A 25,330-nucleotide genomic window follows, 5' to 3' on the forward strand; every position below is an offset into this window, starting at 1 on the left:
CACCTAACTTGATAGATCTTTTACCCAAATATTCATATCTTCGTATTTATTAAAGATCTTGCAATTGTTAGCAAGCCTTCCTTTATAAACATATCCTTTTTGATAAAAAACAGCATTCATGCCAAAAGATAATGCACGTGCAATGGAATAAGAACAATAGATACTACGATTAAATAATTCTTTCTCAAGCTGATCAACTAAGTGCTTCATCAGCCCAAATTTCCGATGGTTAGGGAGAGTCGCACAATCCGTAATCTCAGCATTATGATACGTTGAATTTACATCAGCAGATGCAGCACTTACAATTTTCTTTTCATGTTCAACGACACAAAACAGTGTTCCAGATTGAATCATTTTTAGTACATATTCCGGATTATCCATGGGTGTAGGATAAACTTCAAAGACCTCCCCATATAATTCTGCAAGTGACTTTGCATCTTGAACATCAGCCATTCGGAGAGAGTATTTTTCCGGAAATGGACTTTGAGAGGCTCCTTGCGGCAGCTTCATAACTCCTTTTAATAGGTTATCTTCATCCAGCCAGTATTGGCTGTTTCTTCTTTCATTGGTAATGTATTTACACATGGCAATAGCAGGTGCACCATTGAAGTATTTTGTAAATTCCCCCTCATAGATGTAACCTTGCTGAATCCAGAGAGCTGTATCTTCATAACGAGATTTAACAATTACCTTGTTAAAGTTGTTCTTTATCACTTCTTCTTCTAACCATATAACTAAATGATTCACGCTTCCTCGATAGTCATCGATACGAAGCCGCTCGTTATAATAATCAAAGCAAGTATCTGCAGTGAAATGGGGTTGTTGTACCTTATGATTTTCATAATAGGTCGTCTGCACGTTTTTTCGCCTCCTGTTCTATCACATAATTTAACTTCCATAAATCAAGAGTAAATTCCTGCATAAAAAAAACCACCTTCCTTCAGGCGGTTTTTAGAATTTGATTAAGTTGTTGCTATTTGTTATAGAGCTCTATGAGGAAGTCTCCATCTTAACTTAAGAGATAGCATTCTAAAAGCAACTAAGCAAATGAACAGAATCATATATTCAACGGTACTGTTTACAATATTTAAACCTACAATCAACCCGCCAAGTAAAGCCCATACTGCATAAATTTCTTCACGCAATACGACTGGCTTTCGTCCTGCCAGCACGTCGCGAATCATGCCTCCGCCGATACCCGTCAATATTGCAGCAACAATCACTGCACTTATTGGATGGTTCATGCTTGTGGCAGCAATCGCACCTTGAATAGCGAATGCAGAAAGCCCTATTGCATCAAAAAAATGAAGACTTCTTTTTGAGTATTGTATAAAAGTTTCTGGCATAAAGAAAACGATGCCCATTGAAGCAAGTGCTGATTTTAACAAAAGGCCTTGTTCCCATATGGTGTCAACCGGAAGTCCGATTAATACATTCCTCAAAACACCACCACCGAATGCTGTAACTAAACCTAAAATAAAAACACCGAGAATGTCATAATCCTCTTCCATTGCAACTAAAGCACCTGAAATCGCAAAAGCTATCGTCCCAATGATATTTAATAAATCCCAAGTCAAACCCGTTCTTCCTCTCTAAAAAACAATATACTCCGTATTGAATCTTATAAGGTTATGAACCGACTGGCAAGTATTATTTGCAAAAACTTTTTAACTTCTCTATAGTGCTGAGCGGTACACTGCAGCTTCCAAGATCCCCATGAAAAACTTCTCCGTTTCGAAAACCGTGAAAATCGCTTCCTGCTGTTTTTATTAACGAGTATTCTTCAGCTAACTTTTTGTAATGAATTACTTGGTGTGATGAATGATCTGGGTGACAGCACTCGATCCCAATCAATCCGTTCTCACTTAATAAAGGAATCAGTTCGTCAGCACCATAAATGCCCGGATGTGCTAAAACAGGCACACCTTTTGCCTTTTTTATGATTTGTATCGCTTCTATTGGTGAAATGCGCTCAGGTGTAGCATATGCTGCTTTTCCTTTTCCTAAATATTTGTCGAAGGCTTCTGGAAGAGATTGAACAATCCCCTTTTCCATTAGAATCTCCGCAATATGTCCTCTTCCAACATTTCCATCCCCGTGCCTTTTTGCTTCTAATTCTGAATTGTTAATATTGATTCCAAGTTTATTTAGTTTTTGAAGAATCATTTCATTTCTTTTGTCTCTTACAGAAGTAAGGTTTGTTAAAACAGAAAGAAATTCTTCATCTTTATAATCGATATAATATCCTAGAACATGAATATCTTGTCCTTTATACAATGTACTGATTTCGATACCGGGAATACATTCGAAATTTGGATGTTTACTTGCTTCAAGCATCGCTTCTTCTATACCGCTTACCGTGTCGTGATCAGTAATTGCAATGGCTCCAAGGCCTTTTTCAAGGGCTCTTTTAATGTTTTCTGCTGGACTAAAAGTTCCATCTGATGCAGTGGTATGGGTATGCAGATCGCTTTGTTTCATTTTTGTTCTCCTAAAATTTATAATTAAATTACGGTACGTGAAATTTTATTCTTGCTGTTCTTTTTCAACTGGGTTATCACGATAACTGATCCAATCGCTCCAACTGCCTCCATATAGCGCAGTATTTGTGATACCAGCCTCATTCATAGCAAGAATATTCACACAAGCTGTTACGCCAGATCCGCAGTATACGATTGCTTTTTCGTCAGAACGAAGTTGAACTGCATACATTTCCTGCAGCTCTTTTTTTTCTTTCCACCAGCCGGTTTTTTGAAAATGCTTCTCCCACGGAATATTAATAGCTGTTGGTATATGGCCTGCTTTATGATCAATCGGTTCGATCAAGCCTTTATATCTGTTAGGCTCCCGAGCGTCTATCAGCATTTTATTTCTGTTTTTAATGACAGATATAATATCCTCCTTCATGACAAGCATGTCTTCCCTAATTTTGGACTTAAAGTGTGATTGCTTTTCTATAGGCATTTTTCTTGTGATGCTATGACCTTTTTCTTTATAGTGTGTGTAGCCGCCTTGCATAACATATACGTTATCATGTCCTAGGTATTTCAATAGCCACCAAAGTCTGGAGGCCATAGCACCTGATTGGTCATCATATGCGACAACAATTTTTTCAGAGTCAACCCCACAACAGCCTAAAAATTGTGATAGTATGTTTACGGAAGGTAATGGGTGACGACCGCCATGAGTTGAAACTGGTGCTGATAGATGTTGGTTCAGATCCGCATAATATGCGCCTTCGATATGATCCTGTTTATACAGCTCAATCCCTTCTGAAGGATTTGCTAACGAAAACCGGCAATCAAAAATCACGATATCGTCTCTATTAAGATTATTGTCTACCCATTCCGGTCTTACAAAATTGGACATATTTAAACCTCCTATTTAAGAAGTAATACGTTATTTTAACTGCATCTAGGGAAAGCTGTAACTATTAGAAAAGATAGAAAGAAGTGACGTACAAAATGATACATAGTATACCAAACGCGTCCATTGTATTATTTGGAGCGACTGGTGACCTCGCTCACCGAAAACTATTTCCTGCTCTTTATCAATTGTATCAAAAGGGGCATATGAAAGAGAACTTTTCTGTTGTTGGTGTTTCTAGAAAAGAGTATTCACATGAAGAATTTCAAGCTGAAGTCGCTTCAGCTATTAACGAACACGCACCGAATGCAGATCGAGAAATCGTGAAAAAATTCTCTTCTCATTTTTATTATTTAAAAATGGATGTAACAAGTGAACCGAGCTATCATGAATTAGAAGAACTTTTGAACGTGCTTGATAGAGATTATCAGACGAATGGGAATCGCTTATACTATTTAGCGATGGCTCCAAGTTTTTTCGGAACGATCCCTACTTTCTTAAAATCAGAAGGTATAACAAACACAGAAGGCTGGCAGCGCATCGTAATTGAAAAACCATTCGGTCATGACCTCCCTTCTGCTACGAAGTTAAATGAAGAGATCCAACAAAGTTTTAATGAAGATGATATATATCGTATTGACCACTATCTCGGTAAAGAGATGGTCCAAAACATTCAAGTGATTCGTTTTGGAAATGCGATTTTCGAATCCATCTGGAACAACAAGTACATCGACTCTGTTCAAATCACATCTAGTGAAACTTTAGGTGTAGAAGATCGAGCAGCTTATTACGAAAAATCAGGTGCGCTCCTTGATATGGTTCAAAACCACATGCTTCAAATGGTTATGATGGTTGCTATGGAGCCGCCAGGTGAACTAAAGCCTGAACATATCCGTGATGAAAAAGTTAAAGTGCTTCGTTCGTTGCGTTTCTTTAATGAAGAAGAAGTGCAAAAGAATGTGATTCGCGCACAATATTCTGATGGAAAGATGAACGGTGAAAAAGTTCCAGGATACCTGCAAGAAGAAAATGTTGCTCCTGAGTCAAAAACAGAAACATTTGTAGCTGCTAAACTGTTTATCGATAATTTCCGTTGGACAGGCGTACCTTTCTATATTCGTACAGGAAAACGAATGGCTGTAAAGTCTACAGAAATCGTTATTCAATTCAAGCAAGGTCCAATGGCTCTTTATCATGCAAAGACAGAAAAATATCAGCCAAATCTTTTAAGAATTCACGTTCAGCCTGATGAAGGTGTTAGCCTGACTCTTAATGCTAAACCAAAAGGTGACACATCTGATCTGTTGCCGATCGATATGACATATAACAATAAATCAACTGCTGAGATGAACTCTCCAGAAGCATATGAAAAGCTTCTCCATGATTGTCTTCTTGGGAATTCAACCTATTTTACTCGTTGGGATGAAGTAGCTCTTAGCTGGGACTTTATTGACCGCATTACAAAAGCTTGGCAGGATGGTACAGGTTCACCAATTACACAATATCCTTCTGGCAGCATGGGTCCTGTTGAAGCAGATGAATTGTTGAATAGAGACGGCCATTCTTGGTGGGAACCTACAAAAGTTAGAGAGGAATGTTAACCATGAAGATTTATGATGTTTCTTTACCAATCTATGAAGGTATGCCGGTATATAAAAACAAACCTGAAAAACAGCCTCAGTTTAATACTGCACAAAACGGTCATGTTACAGAAACAAGGATCGCAATGGATGTTCACACAGGTACACATGTAGATGCACCACTGCACATGGTACCTGGCGGTGATACGATCGAAACACTGGCGATCGAAAAACTTGTTCGAAAAGCAAAAGTAATTGATCTTACAAGTTCACGCGAGTTCATATCTGCTGAAGATCTTGCTGGAAAAGATATTCAAAAAGATGACTTTGTTCTCTTTAAAACAAAAAATTCTTGGGACACAGAATTTAACTTTGAATTTATCTATGTGAACAGTGATGCGGCTAAAGTTTTGGCCGAGATTGGTGTAGCGGGAGTTGGGATTGATGCACTAGGTGTTGAGCGAGCACAAGAAAATCATCCTACTCATAAGCAGCTCTTTCAAAACAACGTAATCATTATTGAAGGACTTCAATTAAAAGAAGTACCTGAAGGTGAATACTTGATGGTAGCTGCTCCTCTTAAAATCAGAGGATTGGATGCATCACCTGCAAGGATTGTCTTAATTGAACAATAACACTCTGTAGCTCTTGAAAGTTGTTGATTTCCGCTCCAGGTGCTCGCTTTCCGCGGGGCAGGCGGTGAGCCACATTCGTACGTTTCACTCTTAAGTGTCTCACCTGCCCGCCTGTCCCGCAGGACAAGGAATGCTACGGCAGCGACACATCGCACGAAGAAAATTTGATGTTTAATTTTCGAGGAGTCTCACACCTTACACTCCAATAAACTTATCTTAGAAGAGAATTGAACAAAATGCTTCCAAAGCAACAATCCTATAGAAGAAAGCCAGATTAAAAAAACAGCGGATTTTCCGCTGCTTTTTTTATTTAAACTATTCTAAGGCCGGTTTTAACTTTTTGCTTACTTGAGGATCTTTCTTTCCCTCATCTCCCCCGCCCTTTTCTTTTTCTGGTTTTATAGCAAAGAATGCAGCAATCGCTCCAACGATACTAACTCCTGCTGATGTGTAAAACACGAGCTCATGAGAAGATTTCATTAAAATTGCATATATAGGTGGGCCTAACGCAACTCCAACAAATCTCATCGAGCTGTAGATCGATGTGATGGAACCTCTTGCTTCTTTCTCAATTCCTTCTGTGATAAGTGCATCCAAACTTGGCAAAGCAGCACCTATACCAATGCCAGCTATGAATAGTGCACCTAATAAAAAATAAACGTTCTCAGTAAATGTGATTAAAAATACCGATCCGCCTAAAAGGACCATAGATGAGAATGTACACCATTTCATAACTACTTTATTCTGCTTGATCTTTTTTCCTGCAATAAAAGAAGCAATTGATAAAGCAAGTAGAGGCAAAGCGATTACTAAGCCTTTCATAATCCCTTTTACACCATATTTTTCTTCTAAAATCGTGGACAGATAGAATAAAATGCCGAACAATACAAACATAATGATGCCGCCGATTATAAAAATAGCGAAAAGCCATCTGCCTTCATTATGAAAAATTTTCTTTATGTTTTTGATGTATTCCTTAAAAGGCTGCTGTTCTTGATCTTTTTTAGGTACTTTAACTAAAAATAATACTAAAACAATAGAAAGAATACAGAATACCGGGATGAGCCAAAAAGGTAAAAACCAGATGATTGTTGCTAAAAACGCACCCAATATCGGACTTAAAACTTTACCGATCGTATTTGAAGTCTCAATCAACCCTAAACCTGAACTTACCTCTTCTTCATCTTTAAACATATCTCCTACTAACGGTAAAACAACAGGAGCCGCACCAGAAGAACCAACACCTTGTAGAAAACGCCCAATAAGAATAAACGTGAATGCATTATCGGCTTGCCAAGCAGCCCAACCCGAGATCAATCCACCGATTCCAGCAATAAAAAGGCTAGGTATTATTACTTTTTTTCTGCCAAAACGGTCGGACAAATATCCTGCAATCGGTATTAAAAGAATGGCAACAATCGAATAAACGGTAATAATCAGCGAAACCTTAAACGAACTAATATTAAGTTCTTTTCCTATTTCAGGCAATACGGGTATAAGCATAGAATTCCCCAGTGTCATTACAAGGGGAATGGATGCGAGTGCAAGTAAGTCCAACTTTTTCTTTGCTTCCATAATTTCCTCCACTACCGTACTATTACCTCATTAGTATTGTAAAAAGTCATAAAACCATACAAGAAAATACACCCATTGACTGAAGAAAGCAATTAAAGATACACTTATGGGAACGTACTTTTTGCAATTTTTGAAGAAAATGAAAGGAAGTTATTCTTTGTGGAGCATTTACTAAACGATCAAGCTAAATCAATTCAAATATCAGGGATTCGCAAGTTTTTTAATGAAGTTGCTCAGTTTCCAAATGCCATCTCCTTAACATTAGGCCAACCGGACTTTCCGACTCCATTACACGTCAAAGAGGCCGCTATAGCTGCTATACATAACAATCAAACCGTTTATTCTCATAACGCTGGTTATCTTGAACTGAGAGAAGCCGCTTCTGAATTTGTAAAAGAAAAATATGAGCTTACATATGATCCATTAAGTGAAGTTATAGTTACTGCAGGAGCTAGCGAGGCGATTGATATTACATTGCGCACGATTTTAAGTAATCATGATGATGTTCTGCTTCCTGCTCCTGTTTATCCTGGTTATGAACCCGTAATCACTTTATGTGGTGCGAACACTATATATATGGATACAACACAGACGGGATTTAAAGTTACTCCAGAACTGATCGACAAACATATCACTGACAAAACAAAAGCCATTATCATACCTTCCCCATCTAATCCAACAGGGGTTGTACTTGAAGATCAAGAATTAAAGGAGCTCGCGCAATATTTGAGCGAGAAAGACATCTTTGTACTATCAGATGAAATCTATAGCGAACTTAAGTACAACGGCAAGCATCGATCGATTGCTCACTTTGAAGGAATGAGGGAAAAGACATTTGTCATAAATGGTCTGTCTAAATCACACAGCATGACAGGCTGGCGAATTGGACTTTTGTTCGGTCCTCAAAACCTGTTGCAGCATGTATTAAAAGTTCATCAATATAATGTCACATGCGCGTCCACCATTTCTCAGGCAGCTGCTATTGAGGCGTTAACGAATGGTAAAGATGATGCATCAGAAATGCGTGAAGCATACAAAGAACGTTTAGACTACTGCTACAGCAGGCTTAATAAGATGGGGATTTCCTTTGAAAAACCGAACGGAGCATTTTATCTTTTTGTATCGGTAAAAAAATTCGAATTATCTTCTTATGAATTTGCATTAAAGCTGTTACAAAATGAAGAAGTTGCGGTTGTTCCCGGTGATGCTTTCACTACTCTTGGAGAAGGGTATATTCGAATTTCTTACGCTGCCTCTATGGAGCAGTTAAAAAAAGGTATGGATGGAATCGAAAACTTTATAAATTCTCTTACTTAAACTGCCCTCAAATTCGGCAGTTTTTTCGAATAAGTTAACATAAAGATATTACGGTTAATTCAAAGTCTCTGTATAGAAACTTGAATTAGAAAAAAACTAAAATTAATTTATTCAAAGGATGCGTTTTTGTGAAGTTAAACGGTTTATTAAGCCACTTGCATATTTCAATTACTACTGAGGATGATCCTATCATCACAGGGATTACCTCTCATTCAAAAAAAGTGAAACCTGGATACTTGTTTTTTGCTATTTCTGGCGTGCAAGCGGATGGCCATCAGTACATACAAGAAGCATTCGAAAATGGTGCAGCAGCCGTTATCGGAGAGTATGATGAGGATATCGGACTAGGTCATTATTTTTATGCTAAAGATACGAAGCGATTATTGAGTCTTGCCGCTTCTTACTTTTATGATGAACCATATAAAAAACATAAAATGACAGGTATAACTGGTACGAACGGCAAAACAACTACCTCTTTTTTATTACAGCACATACTTGTTTCACATAGTACTTCTGCCGCTCTTTTCGGTACCGTATATCACTATATTAATGGTAATAAAGTGAAGAGTACACATACGACCCCTGACCCAGTTACTCTGCAGCAGATGTTAAGTGAGAGCAATGATGATGCGGTTGTTATGGAAGTTAGTTCACATGGTCTCGAACAAAAAAGAATTGAAGGAATCACTTATGATCAAGCAATCTTCTTGAACTTAACTCATGACCACCTGGACTATCACGGAACAATGGAATCGTACTATCTCTGTAAAGCTAAATTGTTTTCCTATTTAAAAAATAAAGGAACAGCTATTATATGCAGTGAAGGTCCTTATGGGAAACGTCTAACAGAAGAACTGAATTCAAAAAATGATCTTCAAGTTTGGACATACGGTAAGCAAAAAACTGACAATTTTTATATAGAAGATGTAGGAAAAAATTCATTTAATTTGGTACATGAAACGCTTCAGGTAACCGTACCTTTACCGTTGCCGGGAGAATATAATGCGTTAAATACAACCGCTGCAATTGCTGCAGCCTTAGATTATGGAATACCTATTAAAAGCTCTGTCGAACATTTAAAAAGTTTTGAAGGAATTCCTGGACGATTTGAAGAAATCACCCTTCTTAATGGGACAGAAGTTATTGTTGACTATGCACATACTCCTGATGGTGTATCTCAAGTGCTTGAAGCAGCAAGCAAAAAAGCAGGTAATCGGCCACTATATCATGTGTTTGGATTCAGAGGCAACCGAGATCTAACTAAACGCAGTGAAATGATTAGCATTTCTTCAGAATATACGACGAAAACCATTTTAACTGTGGACGATTTAAACGGTGTGGATCGAGATCAGCTCATTCAAGAAACACAAGAAGCTATTCCAAAAGGTTCCCTCCGGCCTGACATCATCCCTGATCGGACTGAAGCGATTTTCTTTGCTTTAGAAGAAGCTCCTGAGAACTCTGTAGTGATTATTACAGGAAAAGGACCTGAAAAGTATAAAGAAACGTATACACATCCGTCTGATTCTGATCTTAAAACTGTCGAATTGTTTCAATCGATGAATAAACCAACATTGATTTAAATAAAAGGCTGTTTTCGCAAACGTTGTTATTGGAAGTGGTTGATTTCCGTTCCAGGTGCTCGCTTTCCGCGGGGCAAGCGGTGAGCCACATTTGTACGTTTCACTCTTAAGTGTCTCACCTGCCCGCCTGTCCCGCAGGAGTCTCCCACCTTGCTCTCCAATCAACTGGCATAGAAGACAACATTTTAAAGCAAACAAGTCTAGAAAATAGCCAAATAAAACAACCAGCACTCTTCCTTGAGTGCTGGTTGTTTTTAGTATCATTGAAAGTAGCTAGTAAGCACGCACCTTATACTTCAATCAATTTGTCAATGAAGTATACAACACCATCCTCAAAAGCTAATTTTGGTAAAGAGCTTTCGTTATTAGAGCTCCTGTAATTGTTTCAAGCTGTGCTGCATCTGCTGCAATCGTTCTTCTAAATCTCCAGGCTTCTTTAATTCCTCGAAATAGGCAGTCAATTGATTGATGATTTGCTGTCTTGCATTCGTTTCCGCGCTTAACAGTATAGCATCATAATGTTCGGATAACATCTTATTCGCTTCTATCAGCCAGTTCTCCACTTTTTTGTCTACTTCATTTACAAGATCATTCTTAAGATCCATCGAACCGTTCTGCTCAAAGAATTGTTTTGGATTCTTAAAATAAGATAACCATTTCTTTTGCTGTGTTTCATCTTTACTTTCTATAGCCAAAGAAAATGCAGGTGTGCTGTATAAGTTCGTATGATCGGATTGCTGCAGACTTACTCCTTCGTCGTTAGCTTTATCAATCATGTGTTCTATTTTCTCTTTTAAACCTTTTTGTATCCAATTATCTAACCTTAATGAGCAAGCTTTAAATTCTTGATTCAAGTCATGTGAAAGTTTGACGAAAAGCTCTTTTATACAGTCTGATAAAGCTGCTTTAGAACTTTGCACAGCAGCAGGATGAATCGTCTCTTTATAAAAGTCATGATAACGAATCAATACTCTTTGTTTAATATAATAAAGAAGTTCCTTTTGCTCTTGGTCAAATTGTTTTCTTGAAAATGTGACATGACTCTTTCCATAATCAATAAGCGTTCGTTCTCTTATTTGCAAGGATTCTATATACTCATCTTCTTTTTCCATGCGCAGCTTTGTTTCGTTAATGATATTTTGTATGGTAAGGCTGGCATGTGTAATTGAAGCCCGTGCACTCTTTATCATGCTTTGCTCTAGATCATGCTCAATATACGAGTACAAACTCGAAGTAAAAGGACCAAAACCGCTGTTAGCACGCTCAGAGTGAATTAATTCGTTTTTACTCGACACCGGGAACAATCTCGGGTTTCGAATCCCAAAAGTAAGAAGATTACTTTTAACGTGATTCACTACGTCCTTCTTATCCTCTTCATTATCTGCCAAATCAGAAGCATTAATGGCAAAAAACATCTTATCTGAGGTGAAGGTATCTTTGATTCTTCCTAACTGAATTAAAAACTCTCGATCAGCATATGAAAACGCGTGATTAAAGTAAGTCAGGTAAATAATAATGTCTGCATGCTTCATATACTCAAAAGCTACTTCAGTATGACGGGAATGAATAGAATTTGCTCCTGGTGTGTCTACTAGAACTAATCCTTTTTCTGTTAACGGACAGTTATAATAAACTGTAATTTTTTTAATAAAACAAGCTTTCGTCTCATCTGCTGCATAGGTACTTATGTCAGTTAGATCTGAATGAAGAGTCTTCCCCAAATGCTTGTTCGCCCATCCGAATCCTTCTCTATAAGAACTTATCTTTTCATCACTTGATTCTGTTATGAACGTTAAATCGTGTTGTGATGTTTCTAAAAGAATATTCATTTCTTGAAGAACTTCTTCCTCGCTCTTCATTTGAATTACGATTGAACCGTGCTGATTATCTTGATCTGGGAACCTGATTTCATTTATTGCAGCCGTTGTCGGATTTGGTGAAGATGGAAGAATATTTTCACCGAATAGAGCATTCGCAAAGGAAGATTTACCAGCCGAAAATGCACCAAAAAGAACCATCGTAAATGACCGTTTTTCAAATCGATGCTGAAGCGTCTCCATCTCTTCCGCTAAATGAGTGAGTCCTGACAAAGGCTTTAAAATTGCAGCTGTCTTTGAAAGATTCTCTGTTTCCTTTTGAAGTGATGCAGATTGTGAAATCTTACTTGTTACATTTGCAGCAGTATCAGGCCCTATTTCATCATCAACTTCTGTTTGCTGATCAAACTTAGTTTTGAACAATTCGACTGAGATAGGATGATATTCTGCTAGCAACATCTTTTCAAATTCACTTACAGAATGATGACCTGGCAAGTCAGTATTAAGGATTTTATTTAATTCGTATTTTTGTTCTTCCCATGTTTCTGCAACTTCTTTTTCATTCTGCAGATTAACTATTTCCTGTTCTTTTCGTTTCAATTCTGTTTGAAGACTTAATAACTCTTCCCTATTCGAATGGTTCAATTGCTCAGAAGCAAATGTTAAACAATCGCTAATTTGCTGCCGTGCTAATTTTTTTATTTCGTTAGAGATGCTATTGCAATAATTTAAAAGTCCTTGTCCTTGAGATGACAAACCAGATTGTACAAATGAATACAACAACTCTTCTTTTACTTGTATCGGCTGCCAATCTGGCAAATCTTCGCTGATCTCTTTTTGGAGTGAACTTATATAAGTTATAGCATGCCAATTGACGTGCGCATCAACCGATTCTTGAAGTTTTTCTTGAAAAGCTATTAATCGTTCTTTCCGCTCTTGTTCTGTTTTTTGCTTAGAAAAGAATAAACCGACTTTAAAGTCTTTTTTAGCTGACTCGATAAACAATCCTGCCTTTTCTCTCGTCTCAAAAGGCATCAGCTGAGCAGAATCTAGTATGTTGACCATATGATTTCTAATGTTTTCTATCTTTTCTTTTACAGACTGCTCATTCATTGATAGCTGTCGTACAAGCTCATCACGGTTATGAGAAAGGAGCTTTAACTTTTCATTTACCGCATCTAATGCAGGCTGGTCATCATCTGTCTTCTCGATAAAGTCATTTACAAAGTGCTGCAGCTGACGATTGATTTGCTCTAATAGCAAGGCATCCTTGTTCATTTCTATCTTTTTAATGTATGCCATTAGTGCGGTAAGGTCGTTGTGTGAAAAACTTGGCTTCTTTACACTCGTAAAGAAGATATGCTCTTTTGAGATCCCAAATGTTTGAAATGTTTTAAACACATTTTCTTTAAAGTTATGAAAACTAAGCTCATCTTCTCTATGTTTATCAATCTGATTAACAATAAGTCGAACAGCTTTTCCTCTATGAATCAATGATTGAATAAATTCAATATTAGTTTCAGAAAGAATATGATTATAATCCATTACATAAAAGATTAAATCCGCTAAGTACACCACATTTTCAGTAGCTTTTTTATGAAGAGGATCTGTAGAATCGATACCTGGTGTATCATAATAAGCAATATTTGATCGATCACCATTGGATTCATAATATATTTCTATCGCTTCCACAAGCTCTGCATCTTTACATAGAGCTTTAATCTCATTTACGTCGTAAGGATCATTAAATGTCACTATTTCTTTACTCTTCAATTGAACAACTGCCTTTGGATCTCCCTGTATCATTTTAACAATGTTAGCACTCGTTGGGATCGGAGAGGAAGGAAGTATTCCTGTCTTAGAAAGGGCGTTGATCAAACTTGATTTTCCCGCAGAAAAATGGCCGCAAAAAGCTATAGCAAACTCTTCCTTTGCTACTTTAAGGAAAAGTTTGCTCAGTTGTTCTTCTTCTTTTAGTTGTTTCATTTCATGGAACTCTTCATATAAAGAGATCAAACGTTGTTTTTCTGTATATAGCAGTTCTTTTTGAGTTGACTTCATCGTATCCACCTGTCTTCAATACTGTATCACTATCCACTTTACCATATATATGATAGCGATTTCACCATTGATTATCTTTTTAAACCGGATTCCGATTGAGTTATTTTTTCATTTTATCAAAAAAGTAAGCCATAAAAATCTCATCTTCCATTTCACCATCGATGATAGCTTGATTCTTTTGTCTTCCTTCTATTATAAAACCTGCTTTTTCATAGACCGTTACAGCCTTTTCGTTGCCGGAAAAAACGGTAAGCCAAATTTTATGTAAGTTATTACTCTCACCCCAACGAAGTGTATAATTCAATAATTCTTTTCCAATTCCAAGACCTTGCGCATCAGGATGGATCCATGTTCTGAACACACCTGTATGCTTTTTCATTTGAAGTTCACCTTTTAGGACTCTCGCTATTCCTACAACTTTTCCTTTACGCTCAACAGCTGTGTACATGTTTTCTTTTTGTTTGACCTCATTAATAAATTCAATTTCTTCAGAAACAGAACGAGGTTGTTCTTTTTGGAGGTACCTTCCTGCTTTTACGATTGCCTCAACATGTGCTGTAATGTCTTTTGCATCTTGTTCTTCTACGGGTCTTAAGATGATTTCTTCACCATTTTTTGCTGTAAATGAAAAGCTGTCCCCATATGGCATGCTATTATTCCTCCATTGCTATGATTGTATTATTATGTCTCGTTTATATGTTGTCATTCATCAGGAAAAATAATGGTGGTTGAGCTTTATCGTTGATTGTTCAACAACAGCAAGCCCAAACGAGAACTGCTTTTCTCTTCTTTTATCAGTTGGTGAACCAGGGTTAAAGAGGATCTTGTTATCTTTTACTTCATGAAACGGGATATGAGAGTGTCCGAAAATTATTACATCCACATCGTCATCTTCGCACGCTCTAAAAGCACGCTCAGGTGTGGACCTTCCTTTTCCAAGATGACCGTGGACCATAGCAATCTTTACTTCTTCTAGCTCCAAAAGTACTTTTTCAGGAAGTGTGCTGCTCCATGTTCCATTATCCACGTTACCCTTTACTCCATAAACAGGCGCAAACGATTGTAATTCTTCATATAAAGATTCCGTCGTCCAGTCTCCTGCATGTAAAATATAATCCACACCATTTTTTAGCACTGTTAGGATAGGTTCAGGAATTGTTGTACCTTTTTTCGGCATATGAGTATCAGAGATAATTAAAATCTTTTTCAATGAAGTCATCCTTCCCAAGTTCATTTACACTCTTTTTTATGTTTGAGCGTTGCAACCGGAGTAATGTCGAATCGCCTTTATTTCTCATTTAACAACTAATATATATGAATAACCGCTTAATCTTTTAATTTTATCGCTTAATCTGTTTCATTATCTTCATAAAAAGAGCAAAAAAAGCAAGGGTAGATTCCCCTTGCTTTCGTTATACTTATCTGTTTTTAAAATCTTCACGAACACGTTTTTGTGAACGGTATGATTGATCACGGCTGCCGCTGCTGCTGCGGTTTCCGCCATCACGAGAACCACTGCGCTCACCTTTAGAATATCCAGAACGGCGATTGTCTCTTCCGCCTCCACCCTCTCTTTTAGGGCCTCCAGAACGTCTGCGATCAGAGAAACGATTGTTAGGACGTCTCTTTTTAACTGATAGTGGCGGCTCATCTGTAAGATTGATTGGAGTCGTATCAGGTTCTTTTGTAAGAAGCTTAAGAGCTGCAGCTAAAAGCGTTACTGAATCGTTTTCTTCTAGTAACTCGACAGCTGTTTGCTTATAACCGTTAAAGTTATCTTCTTCAACTACTTCCATCAACTTTTCCAGAGTAATCTGCTGTTGTCCTTCCATTGCTTCTGATACTGAAGGAATCGCACGTTTTACCATTTTACGCTTTGTAATTTTTTCGATCGTGTATAGGTGATCGATCTCACGCGGCGTGATAAACGTTAAGGCATAACCTGTTTTTCCTGCACGACCAGTACGTCCAATACGGTGAACATAGCTTTCTGGATCTTGAGGAATATCGAAGTTATAAACGTGAGATACACCAGAGATGTCAAGACCACGAGCAGCTACGTCAGTTGCAACAAGAACTTCGATCGTGTTGTTTTTAAACGCACGCAACACTTTGTCACGTTTTGCTTGCGGAAGGTCACCGTGAATCCCTTCAGCTGAATATCCACGCTTGCTTAATGCTTCAGATAATTCATCTACACGACGCTTCGTACGTCCGAAAACGATCGCAAGCTCTGGAGAGTGAATATCCATGAAGCGGCAAAGTGCATCAAATTTTTGACGTTCTTTTACTTCAACATATTCTTGTTCAATGTTCTTAACAGTCATTTCAGACGCTTTTACTTTAATAAGCAATACGTCCTTCATGAATTTTGCAGCTAAGTTCTGAATTTGCTTAGGCATTGTAGCAGAGAAAAGCATCGTATGACGTTCTGTTGGAACGTTTTCTAAAATCTTTTCAATGTCTTCAACAAATCCCATGTTAAGCATTTCATCAGCTTCATCAAGCACAACTGTATGAACGCTATCAAGCTTTAATGTTTTTCTATTGATATGGTCTTGCACACGTCCAGGTGTTCCTACTACAATGTGTGGACCATTTTTTAATGCTTTGATTTGTCGAACAATGGATTGTCCACCATAGATCGGCAATGTTTTGATTCCTTTAAATTGACCGATTTTATTAAGTTCTTCTGCTACTTGAACAGCTAACTCACGAGTTGGAGCTAATACGATTCCTTGAACGAATCGTGATCTAGTATCCATTTTTTCGATTAGCGGTATACCAAATGCAGCTGTCTTACCAGTCCCTGTTTGTGCCTGGCCAATAAGGTCAGTCCCCTTAAGTGCTGTTGGAATGGTGTCACGCTGAATCGGTGTTGCTTCCTCAAATCCCATATTGTTGATGGATTGAAGCAACTCAGGACTAAGTCCTAATTCTTGAAATGTTGTCAATGTTCTATCTCCTTTTCTGTGACGAAAAAGGTTTTACGATAACCTCGTGGACTCGGCATTCGAATAAATTGCAAAAGCTGCCGGCCAATTTGTTTTTTCAAAATACATCATGATTTGCACATAAAATAGCATTTCCGCGGGTTTTATTGACTGGAAATGCTTAGCCATGTGAATATGCGTAAAAATTAAACGTTAATAGTTACAAGGCTATCCGTAATTCAAACTTGTTCCGTCCATATATATTCCGTTGTTAAACTTATCACGTAACTATAATAAATGCAACTCTTTCCATTGCAAGTGGTATTGAATCTTTCTCTAACACATCTTTTAAACATGTGTTATTTTAGGCAGAACGGTATTATTTTAACCAATGGAGTTTTAGATGAAACATCATTTCGATACATAAGAAAGAATAAATTTTTGAAACCATCGCACGCTAACAGTATTACCTTTGTGTGAAAGAAGGACCATTATGGATCAAAACTGGGTTTCAGTCATACCGTTTTTAGTTGTAATTCCTATTGCTATCAAGACAAAACAAGTATTGCCAGGGTTGATAGCAGGCTTATTAACAGGATCTTATCTTCTGCATCCAACACTTGTTGGCGGACTTGAAAAGATGGTTTCTTTTTTAGTAAAAGGACTGATCGATCCTAAAAATATAAAAATTCTAGTATTTTTGTATGCATTTTCAGGTCTAATCTCAATGATAAAACTTTCTGGAGGAATAAAAGGTTTTGTTGAAGAAGCTTCCAACCGAATTCAAACAAAAAGAGGGGCATTGTTTTTAACATATGTTTCAACGATAGGTACCTTTGCCGCCCCTAGTTTTCGTTTTGTTACGATTGCTCCTATCATGAGAGCACTCTTAAAGAAAGTTAAAATGTCAACTCAAGAGCTTGGTTTCGTTATTGAAACAACAGCAACCCCAATCATTGTTTTAATTCCAATCGCAACTGCTTTTGTTGGTTACATGACGTCAATCGTGGACATTTCATTAAAAAATGAAAATATAAAAGCTGATCCCTATTCCCTTTTTATTCAAAGCATACCTTTTAACTTTTTTTCTTTTGTCATGATTCTTGTAGGAATCTACTTAAGTTTTTTTCATCACTCAAAATCGACAGAAGAAAGTGATCCTAAAGCAGTGGGTGAAAAAGAAGATGATGATTGGCATAGCTGTGATCCTGCGGTTAACCGTGAACTTCCTAACAAACCGTTTAACTTACTCATACCTCTCTTTTTAGTCGTGTCCCTTACTCTATTTTTAACTTGGTGGGATGGGTATAAGAAAACACAAGGCGGTTTTTTTGAAGCCTTTATATCTGCTGATGTAATGGATGCGATGTTAATTGCTCTTTTGTTCACGACAATCTTCACGTTTCTTTTCCTGCGGTTTCAAAAAATGAAAATAGGAGACTTGTTGAACGGTTTCATTTTTGGCGGTAATGAACTGATGAGTGTGATTGTATTGCTAGCGGTAGTTTGGGGCTTATCTTCAGTAACAGAAGAGCTTGGTTTTTCTGCATTCGTCACACAATATGCCGGCTGGATTCCGGCTTCAGTCATAGTTCCGTTGCTGTTTATATTCGGCTGTGCCGTTTCTTATTTTATAGGTTCTGCATGGGGAACGTGGGGGATATTAATGCCTCTCGGTGTTTCGATGGCAGGTGTCGCTGACGTATCTCTGCCTCTTGTAATTGGTGCTGTTTTTGCAAGCGGCACATTTGGAGCATTCGCTTCACCATTAAGCGATGATACGAATACAATTGCCCGCATACTCAATCTCTCCGTTATCACGTATGCGAGATATAAATTGAAACCCGCTCTTATTGCAGCAGGAATAACCGCAGTACTTTATGGAGTTACAGTGTTCTTCTTTTGAACCTCCACTTAGGAGGTTCGTTTTTTTCCTTCTTCTCTTAATTCGTGTATAACACCACGATATCGTTCCCTTGACCATGAATTATAGGAAGGGTGAGGAACTCCGCAGAGAATGGTTAAATCCTCTTTAATTGAAAGCTTGTTCACATATTTTTCAGCAAACCTTCCACACGGTACGATGATGGTATTCTCTTTTATTAGTGATGAAAGCCTGTACTCAAAATTCTCTACAAGCAATTTGTCAAAGGCAGCTTTGTTTTCATCTTTATAAAGTTTAGCTGAACTGATCCTTATTGCTTCTGCAATTTGTATTTCATCCTTATACTTATCAACAAATACTGAATCAGGAAAAGCGGTTTGTTGAAGAGGAAATGGGCAAACATTCACAATACCATAGATGGTTTTCTTTTTGTTTAAAATGGCTTGTTTTAAAAATATGCCCATGGGAAGTATTTCTTCTTCTAAAAACAGTTCTTTTGCCATCGATCTTCCTGAAAGCCCTGCAAGAGGGACACCCGCTTTTATTTCTTCTTTATGTGGTGACTCTAAAATAAATATTATTTCTGTTTCTTTTGTTGTAATGTCTTGAACACTATATAAAGATTTAGCATCTGTAAAAAAAGAATGGATTTTCATGACAATGCCCCCTATTTCACATAACAGAATCGATAGAAATCTTATTATCAAATCAATTCTTGCTTTTAGTTCATCCTGTTCCTTCTCATCAATAACTTCAAAGAACTTTTACATAATCGTTTTGATTGTGAATACAACTAGCATATGCCACAATAACATCATTACCTAAAATGCATCTCAAGGAGTGAAATACATTTGAAAATTAATATGAATGAAGATACAGCTAAACATGTCATAAACGATCTCCAAGCAACTCCGGATGATTCTATCCGCTTTTTTGTGCGACTTGGAGGCTGCAGTACCGTACAAGACGGCTTTTCATTAGGCATAACAAAAGATACACCTAAACACCCTGCAGCAGAACTAACCATGAACGAACAAACCTTTTTTATTGAAGAAGAAGATGAATGGTTTTTTGATGGTAATGATTTAACCGTTTCTGTAAAAAACGGAGAAATTCAATATGACTTTCATAACACAATCAATACCAATTAACATTATAAAAACTTTTTCAGTTCTTCGCTACGCCCTTCTACTTTCATAATCTCTTTTTGCTTATCCCCTAATAAATCAAAATGGGGATAAGCATCTCTTTCATGAATCCACTCTTTTTTTAAGCCATATTGCTTTCCCCAACGTACTAATTTTTGAATATCTCTGCACCCTACTTTTGTAACGCTTTTCTCATTTGGAAAACGCGGATCATACCAAAAGTGTGTGAGAAAAGCTATATTCCCTGATTCAACTTCTGCTTTCCAATCTTTTAGCTGTGAACGATTTATCCCAAAAGCCATCAGTCGACCATACTCGCTTTTAAATATGCTTCATGCCATTCTGGAAAATATTTTTTTATTGAGATCGGTCTGAAGTTATCTTTTCTTACACAGACATGTGTGGATTCTCCTGTGACACATAGCACATTTTCTTCATTATAAATTTCATAAAGATAGACAACCTTTATGCCCGAATACTCTTTTATAGCGGTTTTAATAATTGCTTTTTGCCCATATGTTAACGGCTTTTTATATGAAGCTTGAATATCTGTAACAGGAGATAAAATTCCTTGTGCTTCCATATCCGCATATTTAAATCCTAAATGTTCAATGAGTTTCGTTCTGCCTATTTCAAACCAAACAAGATAGTTGGCATGATAAACAACTCCCATTTGATCGGTTTCTGCATATCTGACATCAACGCTTGTTTTGACAAAATTCATATGTATTCAGTACCCCTTTTTAATCTTTTCCTTACACTTTAGTAGAAAAATCAAAAAAAGACCAGCAAAATGCCGGTCTTTCTATTATTGTAGATCATTGCCTTCTCTATAGGCTTTTTCTTCCTGAATTTCATTTTGGAACTGTTCGATAGATTCTTGGCGGTGCTGGTTCTTTTCTTTGATCTGCTCTTTTTGACTAGCAGTAAGTTCTGTGTTATCCATCGTTTGGTTAGCTTCTGAAATGTTTTGCTCTGTGTTTTGAACCATTTGCTCTAACCGTTCAACGTTGTTGCTGCGGTCGTCTTTGTTTGGTTTTTGCATGATGAATTCTCCTTTTTTCATTGAAGTAATACCATCATAGTTTGTGCAAAAAACAGATCATCTTATTCTTAATTTTTTTGGAGTAAAATTGGACTCATGTTCTGAATGCTGGTTTCACAGAGTTCCGTTAGATATTTCCAATATTCAACGACACTTTCGTCCTCTGAGTTTTTCATCGTGATCTCCAGCCAAGCCAACTCTTCAGCAAGTCTTATCGATGAACCGATCCAATATCTTTTATTCTTAACTGTGATTTGAAATGGTTCTTCAAATCGAAACGGCAAATAAAAACCTTCCGTATTTGGATGAAGAATGATGTGCTGATAAACCGTACCTTTAAAAAGCTTAGCGTAAAACAAAAATACTCCATCATTTTTTGCTGCTGCTTTTTTCAATTTATCAAGGGTTTCCTCATTACCAACTTCAATTGTAGTAATTTCTTTTTCCCAATTCAACTCTTCACGAAACGGAACAAGGTGTCCTAATCGCTGCATTTCAATCTCTAATTGTCGGTATAAATAATCCTGATCATCTTTATTATGTGATACAGGTAATGGTTTGACAGATGCCGTAATCAAACGTACCCCTCCTAATTCTTTCACTACATACATTTTTTCGACAAAATCTTTCATATATGGGAGTCAATCGTGAAATTTTGGAGAGGTAATATTTACATAAGTTTATTTATTTTCCTTTTGGAGGAACATAATCAGCATGGTCATGCGACTTGTTGGCCATTTTCTTTCCGTTGTTGCTGTTGCTCTCACGCGGCTGTGTGCCGATATGATTTGGTACAAAATCTTCTGGAAAGCGTTTTGGATTACTCAAAGGTCTTACCCCCTTTCGTCTTCTTTTTACTTTTCCATTAATCAAAATCATCTATTCATCAGAGAAACAGCAAATATTTTTATGAAATCTGATTATTTTGATATTCGATTGGCTATATTGATAATAGTTCAAATGAAGAGGTGTCATGATGAGGAAAAATAGAAAAATGAGCTTTAGAGAGCTTGTTAATGAAAACAAAAGACAGCTGCTTAAGGATGAAACTTATATTGAACAGCTTGAAAAAAAGATTGATGAAAGACATACAAAAAACGCATAAAAAAACCCTTTGCCATTAAGGCAAAGGGTTTTTTGTATTAGTTTTGAGTTTGAGATGAATGAGCCAGTTTATTGCGAAGTACCATCGGAAGGATACCGCCATGACGGTAGTATTCGATTTCAACTTCACTATCAAAACGAGCGATTACTTCAAACGTTTTCTCAGATCCATCTTCAAATGTTGCTGTTACTTGAACAAGATCACGAGGTTTTACATTTTCATCAACTGAAACTGTAAACGATTCTTTACCTGTAAGTCCGAATGTTTCCGCATTCTCTCCATCTTTAAATTGAAGCGGAAGAACACCCATCAACACAAGGTTAGAGCGGTGAATACGTTCAAAGCTTTCAGCGAGAACTGTTTGAATACCAAGCAGTGTAGTACCTTTAGCAGCCCAGTCACGGGAAGATCCCATTCCGTAGTCTTTTCCTGCAATAACCATCAGGCCAGTACCATTCTCTTTGTATTTCATAGCAGCATCATAAATGCTCATTACTTGGTTAGTTGGCCAGTATGTTGTCCAGCCGCCTTCAGTACCAGGTGCAACAGCATTTCGGATTCGAATGTTTGCAAACGTTCCGCGCATCATTACTTCATGGTTACCACGTCTAGAACCGTATGAGTTAAAGTCACGAGGCTCAACACCATTTTGAATAAGATATCTTCCAGCTGGTGTATCCTTGCCAATCGCTCCTGCTGGAGAAATATGGTCAGTTGTTACAGAATCACCAAACTTAGCGATTAACTTCAGATCTCTAAGAGGTTGGATCTCTTTAAGTTCTGCAGAAAGTTCTTCAAAGAATGGCGGGTTTTGAATGTATGTTGAAGCAGCATCAAAACCATAAAGCTGATCAGCAGAAGTTTTCAGTGCATTCCAGCGTTCGTTCTCATCGAATACACGCTCGTATTCTTTTTTGAACAATTCTGGAGTAACTGCTTTGTTCATCGCTTCATTAATTTCTTCTGTAGTCGGCCAGATATCTTTAAAGTAAACTTCATTGCCATCTTTATCTGTTCCAAAAGAATCAGATTGGAGGTTAAAGTTAACTGTTCCAGCTAGTGCATAAGCCACTACTAATGGAGGTGAAGCTAAATAGTTTGCTTTTACAAGCGGATGAATACGGCCTTCAAAGTTTCTGTTACCTGAAAGAACAGATGTTACTGTCAGGTCGTTTTTAGAGATTGCATTTTCAACTTCAAGAGCTAATGGCCCAGAGTTACCGATACATGTCGTACAGCCGTAACCAACAAGGTTAAAGCCGAGCTGATCCATGTAACTCATCAAACCTGCTTCTTCTAAATAACGAGTAACTACTTTTGATCCTGGTGCTAAAGATGTTTTCACATAACCAGGAACTTTTAATCCTTTTTCTACGGCTTTCTTAGCAACTAATCCTGCACCAAGCATTACGTAAGGGTTGGATGTATTTGTACAGCTTGTAATTGCAGCAATTGCTACAGCACCTGTTTTCATCGTAGATGTTTCGTTGTTTGGATGCTTAACAACTACTTCCTTGTTGATCTCATCAGCGGTTAATCCAAAACCTGCATTTCCTTGAGGAGCAACAAGCGCTTTGTTAAAGCTGTCTTTCATCTGAGATAAAGGAATCAAATCTTGTGGACGTTTAGGTCCTGACAAGTTTGGCTCAATCTCTGAAAGATTAATTTCAACAACGGATGTAAATTCTGGGTCTGCATCTCCTGCAGTGTAGAACAATCCGTTTTCTTTGCAGTATGCTTCTACAAGTTGAATCTGTTCTTCTGTTCTTCCAGTCAGTCTCATGTAGTTTAGAGCTTCCTCATCTACTGGGAAGAATCCGCAAGTTGCACCATATTCAGGTGCCATGTTTGATACTGTCGCACGGTCTGCTAGAGGCATCTCAGCAAGTCCTGGTCCAAAGAATTCTACAAACTTTCCTACTACCTTCTTTTCACGCAATACTTGCGTTACTTTAAGAGCAAGGTCAGTTGCAGTCGTTCCGTTTGGAAGTGTACCTGTAAGTTTCACACCGATAACTTCTGGAACTGGGAAGTAAGAAGGCTGCCCTAACATACCAGCTTCCGCTTCGATTCCACCAACACCCCATCCTAATACACCAAGACCGTTGATCATTGTTGTATGAGAATCTGTACCTACTAGTGAATCAGGAAAAGCAACTGTCTCTCCTTCTGATTCGCTCGTAAGAACAACTGGAGCCAAATACTCCAGGTTAACTTGGTGAACGATACCCGTTGCAGGAGGTACTGCACGGTAATTATCGAACGCAGACTGCGCCCAGCTTAAAAGCTTGTAACGTTCTTCGTTACGGGCAAATTCAAGATTCATGTTAAAAGCAAGAGAATCTTCAGTTCCTGCTTTATCAACTTGTACAGAGTGGTCAACAACAAGATCAACTGGAATTTCAGGATTGATCTGAGAAGGATCTCCACCCATATCCTTCATTGCTTTACGAAGAGACGCTAAATCAACAACAGCCGGAACTCCAGTAAAGTCTTGAAGGATAACACGTGAAGGCTTGAAAGGAACATCGATATCTTTTAGTTCACTTGTCCCCCACTTTGCAAGGTTTTCAACGTGTTCTTTGTTAATTACTTTTCCATCATACTGTCTTAAAACCGATTCCAATAATACTTTTACAGAGTAAGGTAATTTTGATACGTTACCAATTCCCGCTTCTTCTAACGCTCCTAAACGGTAATAGCTATATTCCTTACCGTTAACATCAAAAGTAGAACGGGCATTAAATACATCATTTCTTTTCATGTTCCACTCTCTCCCTTCAGTAACAATCATACACGATTATGAGAAAAATTGTCGAAAAAATGTGTTCAATTTCAGAGTACCGGACACAAAATCTTTTTTTCCCTCTATTATCATACGTAAAACCCTTTCATAAGTAAAATAGTTAATCGTTATCAATCGACATAAGTTTTTCTTATCAATTAAAAAATCACCTTCATTTTCCCATATGCATATATTGAATTACGTTATATATCTTTTGTTTTCCACTTTAGTAACATGTCGATATGGATCGGAGGGAAACATGATGGATTGGTTAAAAAAATTAGCCGCATTACTCGTTTTAATCGGAGCGTTAAACTGGGGGTTCATCGGTCTTTTTGATTTAAACCTTGTTACAGCAGTTTTTGGAAGCGCTACCACGGTTACGAAGGTTATTTACAGCCTTGTAGGGTTATCAGGTGTTTGGCTGTTACTTTCAAAATATAAATGCTGAATGTAAAGAAGCACTCCTTTTTTTGGAGTGCTTCTTCTTTTTTA

General features: G+C 37.5%; 26 protein-coding genes. 8 read left to right on the forward strand and 18 right to left on the reverse strand.

The features are described 5' to 3' along the window. Window positions 1–3 precede the first annotated feature (3 nt). The 4 genes from ablB to P8610_RS07550 all read right to left on the reverse strand — a co-directional run bounded on the left by ablB (window position 4) and on the right by P8610_RS07550 (window position 3,369). Window positions 4–858 (reverse strand): putative beta-lysine N-acetyltransferase, encoded by an 855-nt coding sequence (ablB, locus tag P8610_RS07535; RefSeq protein WP_394603814.1) that lies wholly within the window; start codon window positions 856–858, stop codon window positions 4–6. A 122-nt stretch (window positions 859–980) separates the two neighbouring features. Continuing rightward, a complete protein-coding gene (locus tag P8610_RS07540) occupies window positions 981–1,577 on the reverse strand; it encodes a trimeric intracellular cation channel family protein (protein WP_289495550.1) in 597 nt (198 codons plus the stop codon). A gap of 73 nt (window positions 1,578–1,650) precedes the next feature. Beyond that, a complete protein-coding gene (locus tag P8610_RS07545) occupies window positions 1,651–2,481 on the reverse strand; it encodes a PHP domain-containing protein (protein WP_394603815.1) in 831 nt (276 codons plus the stop codon). A 45-nt stretch (window positions 2,482–2,526) separates the two neighbouring features. After that, complete coding sequence (locus P8610_RS07550) at window positions 2,527–3,369, reverse strand: sulfurtransferase (RefSeq protein WP_394603816.1); 843 nt, start codon at window positions 3,367–3,369, stop codon at window positions 2,527–2,529. 95 nt (window positions 3,370–3,464) lie between these two features. Here P8610_RS07550 and zwf point away from each other — a divergent pair, with 95 nt between their 5' ends. Beyond that, the gene (gene zwf, locus P8610_RS07555; RefSeq protein ID WP_394603817.1) at window positions 3,465–4,967 is read left to right on the forward strand and encodes a glucose-6-phosphate dehydrogenase; all 1,503 of its coding nucleotides are present in this window, start codon (window positions 3,465–3,467) and stop codon (window positions 4,965–4,967) included. A 2-nt stretch (window positions 4,968–4,969) separates the two neighbouring features. Continuing rightward, entirely contained in the window at window positions 4,970–5,581 is a 612-nt protein-coding gene (locus P8610_RS07560) for a cyclase family protein (RefSeq protein ID WP_394603818.1), read from the forward strand. Here the strand turns inward: P8610_RS07560 and P8610_RS07565 are convergent. Both P8610_RS07565 and P8610_RS07570 read right to left on the reverse strand, forming a co-directional pair. After that, window positions 5,532–5,684 carry a hypothetical protein gene (locus P8610_RS07565; RefSeq protein WP_394603819.1) on the reverse strand — a complete coding sequence of 51 codons (153 nt, stop codon included), beginning with the start codon at window positions 5,682–5,684 and terminating at the stop codon, window positions 5,532–5,534. The two genes, P8610_RS07560 and P8610_RS07565, sit on opposite strands and share 50 nt — an antisense overlap. Before the next feature lie 212 nt (window positions 5,685–5,896). Continuing rightward, window positions 5,897–7,156: an MFS transporter gene (locus tag P8610_RS07570; protein WP_394603820.1), complete on the reverse strand. Its 1,260-nt coding sequence runs from the start codon at window positions 7,154–7,156 to the stop codon at window positions 5,897–5,899. A 159-nt stretch (window positions 7,157–7,315) separates the two neighbouring features. On the opposite strand from P8610_RS07570, the gene P8610_RS07575 reads away from it, so the two are divergent. After that, the gene (locus P8610_RS07575) at window positions 7,316–8,473 is read left to right on the forward strand and encodes an aminotransferase A (protein WP_394603821.1); all 1,158 of its coding nucleotides are present in this window, start codon (window positions 7,316–7,318) and stop codon (window positions 8,471–8,473) included. Between the two features lie 128 nt (window positions 8,474–8,601). Next, on the forward strand, window positions 8,602–10,056 hold the full coding sequence (locus P8610_RS07580) for a UDP-N-acetylmuramoyl-L-alanyl-D-glutamate--2,6-diaminopimelate ligase (protein ID WP_394603822.1): 1,455 nt from the start codon (window positions 8,602–8,604) through the stop codon (window positions 10,054–10,056). A 26-nt stretch (window positions 10,057–10,082) separates the two neighbouring features. On the opposite strand, the gene P8610_RS07585 is transcribed toward P8610_RS07580, so the two are convergent. From P8610_RS07585 to P8610_RS07605, 5 genes are all read right to left on the reverse strand, one after another. Further along, entirely contained in the window at window positions 10,083–10,205 is a 123-nt protein-coding gene (locus tag P8610_RS07585; RefSeq protein ID WP_394603823.1) for a hypothetical protein, read from the reverse strand. 216 nt (window positions 10,206–10,421) lie between these two features. Beyond that, entirely contained in the window at window positions 10,422–13,934 is a 3,513-nt protein-coding gene (locus tag P8610_RS07590; RefSeq protein ID WP_394603824.1) for a dynamin family protein, read from the reverse strand. Between the two features lie 100 nt (window positions 13,935–14,034). Then, window positions 14,035–14,583 (reverse strand): GNAT family N-acetyltransferase, encoded by a 549-nt coding sequence (locus P8610_RS07595; protein ID WP_394603825.1) that lies wholly within the window; start codon window positions 14,581–14,583, stop codon window positions 14,035–14,037. Window positions 14,584–14,643: 60 nt separating this feature from the next. After that, window positions 14,644–15,144, reverse strand: coding sequence for a metallophosphoesterase family protein (locus P8610_RS07600; RefSeq protein ID WP_394603827.1), 501 nt, complete (start codon window positions 15,142–15,144; stop codon window positions 14,644–14,646). A gap of 208 nt (window positions 15,145–15,352) precedes the next feature. Continuing rightward, complete coding sequence (locus tag P8610_RS07605) at window positions 15,353–16,888, reverse strand: DEAD/DEAH box helicase (RefSeq protein WP_394603828.1); 1,536 nt, start codon at window positions 16,886–16,888, stop codon at window positions 15,353–15,355. Window positions 16,889–17,360: 472 nt separating this feature from the next. On the opposite strand from P8610_RS07605, the gene P8610_RS07610 reads away from it, so the two are divergent. Next, the gene (locus P8610_RS07610; RefSeq protein WP_394603829.1) at window positions 17,361–18,773 is read left to right on the forward strand and encodes a Na+/H+ antiporter NhaC family protein; all 1,413 of its coding nucleotides are present in this window, start codon (window positions 17,361–17,363) and stop codon (window positions 18,771–18,773) included. Between the two features lie 8 nt (window positions 18,774–18,781). Here the strand turns inward: P8610_RS07610 and P8610_RS07615 are convergent, their stop codons facing one another. Further along, entirely contained in the window at window positions 18,782–19,408 is a 627-nt protein-coding gene (locus tag P8610_RS07615) for a uracil-DNA glycosylase family protein (protein ID WP_394603830.1), read from the reverse strand. 207 nt (window positions 19,409–19,615) lie between these two features. Here P8610_RS07615 and P8610_RS07620 point away from each other — a divergent pair, with 207 nt between their 5' ends. After that, window positions 19,616–19,903, forward strand: a complete 288-nt coding sequence (locus tag P8610_RS07620; RefSeq protein ID WP_394603916.1) for a HesB/YadR/YfhF family protein — start codon at window positions 19,616–19,618, stop codon at window positions 19,901–19,903. 2 nt (window positions 19,904–19,905) lie between these two features. On the opposite strand, the gene P8610_RS07625 is transcribed toward P8610_RS07620, so the two are convergent. The 5 genes from P8610_RS07625 to P8610_RS07645 form a co-directional block, all read right to left on the reverse strand. Next, window positions 19,906–20,202: a hypothetical protein gene (locus P8610_RS07625; RefSeq protein WP_394603831.1), complete on the reverse strand. Its 297-nt coding sequence runs from the start codon at window positions 20,200–20,202 to the stop codon at window positions 19,906–19,908. Beyond that, a complete protein-coding gene (locus tag P8610_RS07630; protein WP_289495569.1) occupies window positions 20,202–20,624 on the reverse strand; it encodes an acyl-CoA thioesterase in 423 nt (140 codons plus the stop codon). Before P8610_RS07630 ends, P8610_RS07625 begins: the two co-directional genes overlap by 1 nt. A gap of 84 nt (window positions 20,625–20,708) precedes the next feature. Further along, window positions 20,709–20,966 carry a small acid-soluble spore protein Tlp gene (gene tlp, locus P8610_RS07635; RefSeq protein WP_394603832.1) on the reverse strand — a complete coding sequence of 86 codons (258 nt, stop codon included), beginning with the start codon at window positions 20,964–20,966 and terminating at the stop codon, window positions 20,709–20,711. 47 nt (window positions 20,967–21,013) lie between these two features. Continuing rightward, window positions 21,014–21,523, reverse strand: coding sequence for a hypothetical protein (locus tag P8610_RS07640; RefSeq protein ID WP_289495571.1), 510 nt, complete (start codon window positions 21,521–21,523; stop codon window positions 21,014–21,016). Between the two features lie 106 nt (window positions 21,524–21,629). Beyond that, on the reverse strand, window positions 21,630–21,773 hold the full coding sequence (locus tag P8610_RS07645) for an acid-soluble spore protein N (RefSeq protein WP_066241162.1): 144 nt from the start codon (window positions 21,771–21,773) through the stop codon (window positions 21,630–21,632). Between the two features lie 148 nt (window positions 21,774–21,921). Here P8610_RS07645 and P8610_RS07650 point away from each other — a divergent pair, with 148 nt between their 5' ends. Further along, window positions 21,922–22,050, forward strand: a complete 129-nt coding sequence (locus P8610_RS07650) for an FbpB family small basic protein (RefSeq protein ID WP_082820674.1) — start codon at window positions 21,922–21,924, stop codon at window positions 22,048–22,050. A 37-nt stretch (window positions 22,051–22,087) separates the two neighbouring features. Here P8610_RS07650 and acnA read toward each other — a convergent pair whose 3' ends face one another. Continuing rightward, on the reverse strand, window positions 22,088–24,814 hold the full coding sequence (acnA, locus tag P8610_RS07655; RefSeq protein ID WP_289495572.1) for an aconitate hydratase AcnA: 2,727 nt from the start codon (window positions 24,812–24,814) through the stop codon (window positions 22,088–22,090). Window positions 24,815–25,097: 283 nt separating this feature from the next. Here acnA and P8610_RS07660 point away from each other — a divergent pair, with 283 nt between their 5' ends. Further along, the gene (locus P8610_RS07660; RefSeq protein WP_394603833.1) at window positions 25,098–25,286 is read left to right on the forward strand and encodes a DUF378 domain-containing protein; all 189 of its coding nucleotides are present in this window, start codon (window positions 25,098–25,100) and stop codon (window positions 25,284–25,286) included. The last annotated feature ends 44 nt before the right edge of the window (window positions 25,287–25,330 follow it).

It is taken from the genome of Fictibacillus sp. UD, from assembly GCF_043558025.1.
In the GTDB taxonomy this organism is placed as follows: Bacteria; Bacillota; Bacilli; order Bacillales; family Fictibacillaceae; genus Fictibacillus.

Excerpts from the sequence above, each read along its gene's own strand:
- P8610_RS07570 (WP_394603820.1), bottom strand. The coding sequence starts at position 7,156 with ATGGAAGCAAAGAAAAAGTTGGACTTACTTGCACTCGCATCCATTCCC.
- acnA (WP_289495572.1), bottom strand. The coding sequence starts at position 24,814 with ATGAAAAGAAATGATGTATTTAATGCCCGTTCTACTTTTGATGTTAAC.
- P8610_RS07615 (WP_394603830.1), bottom strand. The coding sequence starts at position 19,408 with ATGAAAATCCATTCTTTTTTTACAGATGCTAAATCTTTATATAGTGTT.
- P8610_RS07625 (WP_394603831.1), bottom strand. The coding sequence starts at position 20,202 with ATGGCTTTTGGGATAAATCGTTCACAGCTAAAAGATTGGAAAGCAGAA.
- P8610_RS07620 (WP_394603916.1), top strand. The coding sequence starts at position 19,616 with ATGAATGAAGATACAGCTAAACATGTCATAAACGATCTCCAAGCAACT.
- P8610_RS07650 (WP_082820674.1), top strand. The coding sequence starts at position 21,922 with ATGAGGAAAAATAGAAAAATGAGCTTTAGAGAGCTTGTTAATGAAAAC.
- P8610_RS07630 (WP_289495569.1), bottom strand. The coding sequence starts at position 20,624 with ATGAATTTTGTCAAAACAAGCGTTGATGTCAGATATGCAGAAACCGAT.
- P8610_RS07660 (WP_394603833.1), top strand. The coding sequence starts at position 25,098 with ATGGATTGGTTAAAAAAATTAGCCGCATTACTCGTTTTAATCGGAGCG.
- P8610_RS07560 (WP_394603818.1), top strand. The coding sequence starts at position 4,970 with ATGAAGATTTATGATGTTTCTTTACCAATCTATGAAGGTATGCCGGTA.
- zwf (WP_394603817.1), top strand. The coding sequence starts at position 3,465 with ATGATACATAGTATACCAAACGCGTCCATTGTATTATTTGGAGCGACT.
- tlp (WP_394603832.1), bottom strand. The coding sequence starts at position 20,966 with ATGAAAAAAGGAGAATTCATCATGCAAAAACCAAACAAAGACGACCGC.
- P8610_RS07545 (WP_394603815.1), bottom strand. The coding sequence starts at position 2,481 with ATGAAACAAAGCGATCTGCATACCCATACCACTGCATCAGATGGAACT.
- P8610_RS07610 (WP_394603829.1), top strand. The coding sequence starts at position 17,361 with ATGGATCAAAACTGGGTTTCAGTCATACCGTTTTTAGTTGTAATTCCT.
- P8610_RS07550 (WP_394603816.1), bottom strand. The coding sequence starts at position 3,369 with ATGTCCAATTTTGTAAGACCGGAATGGGTAGACAATAATCTTAATAGA.
- P8610_RS07595 (WP_394603825.1), bottom strand. The coding sequence starts at position 14,583 with ATGCCATATGGGGACAGCTTTTCATTTACAGCAAAAAATGGTGAAGAA.
- P8610_RS07590 (WP_394603824.1), bottom strand. The coding sequence starts at position 13,934 with ATGAAGTCAACTCAAAAAGAACTGCTATATACAGAAAAACAACGTTTG.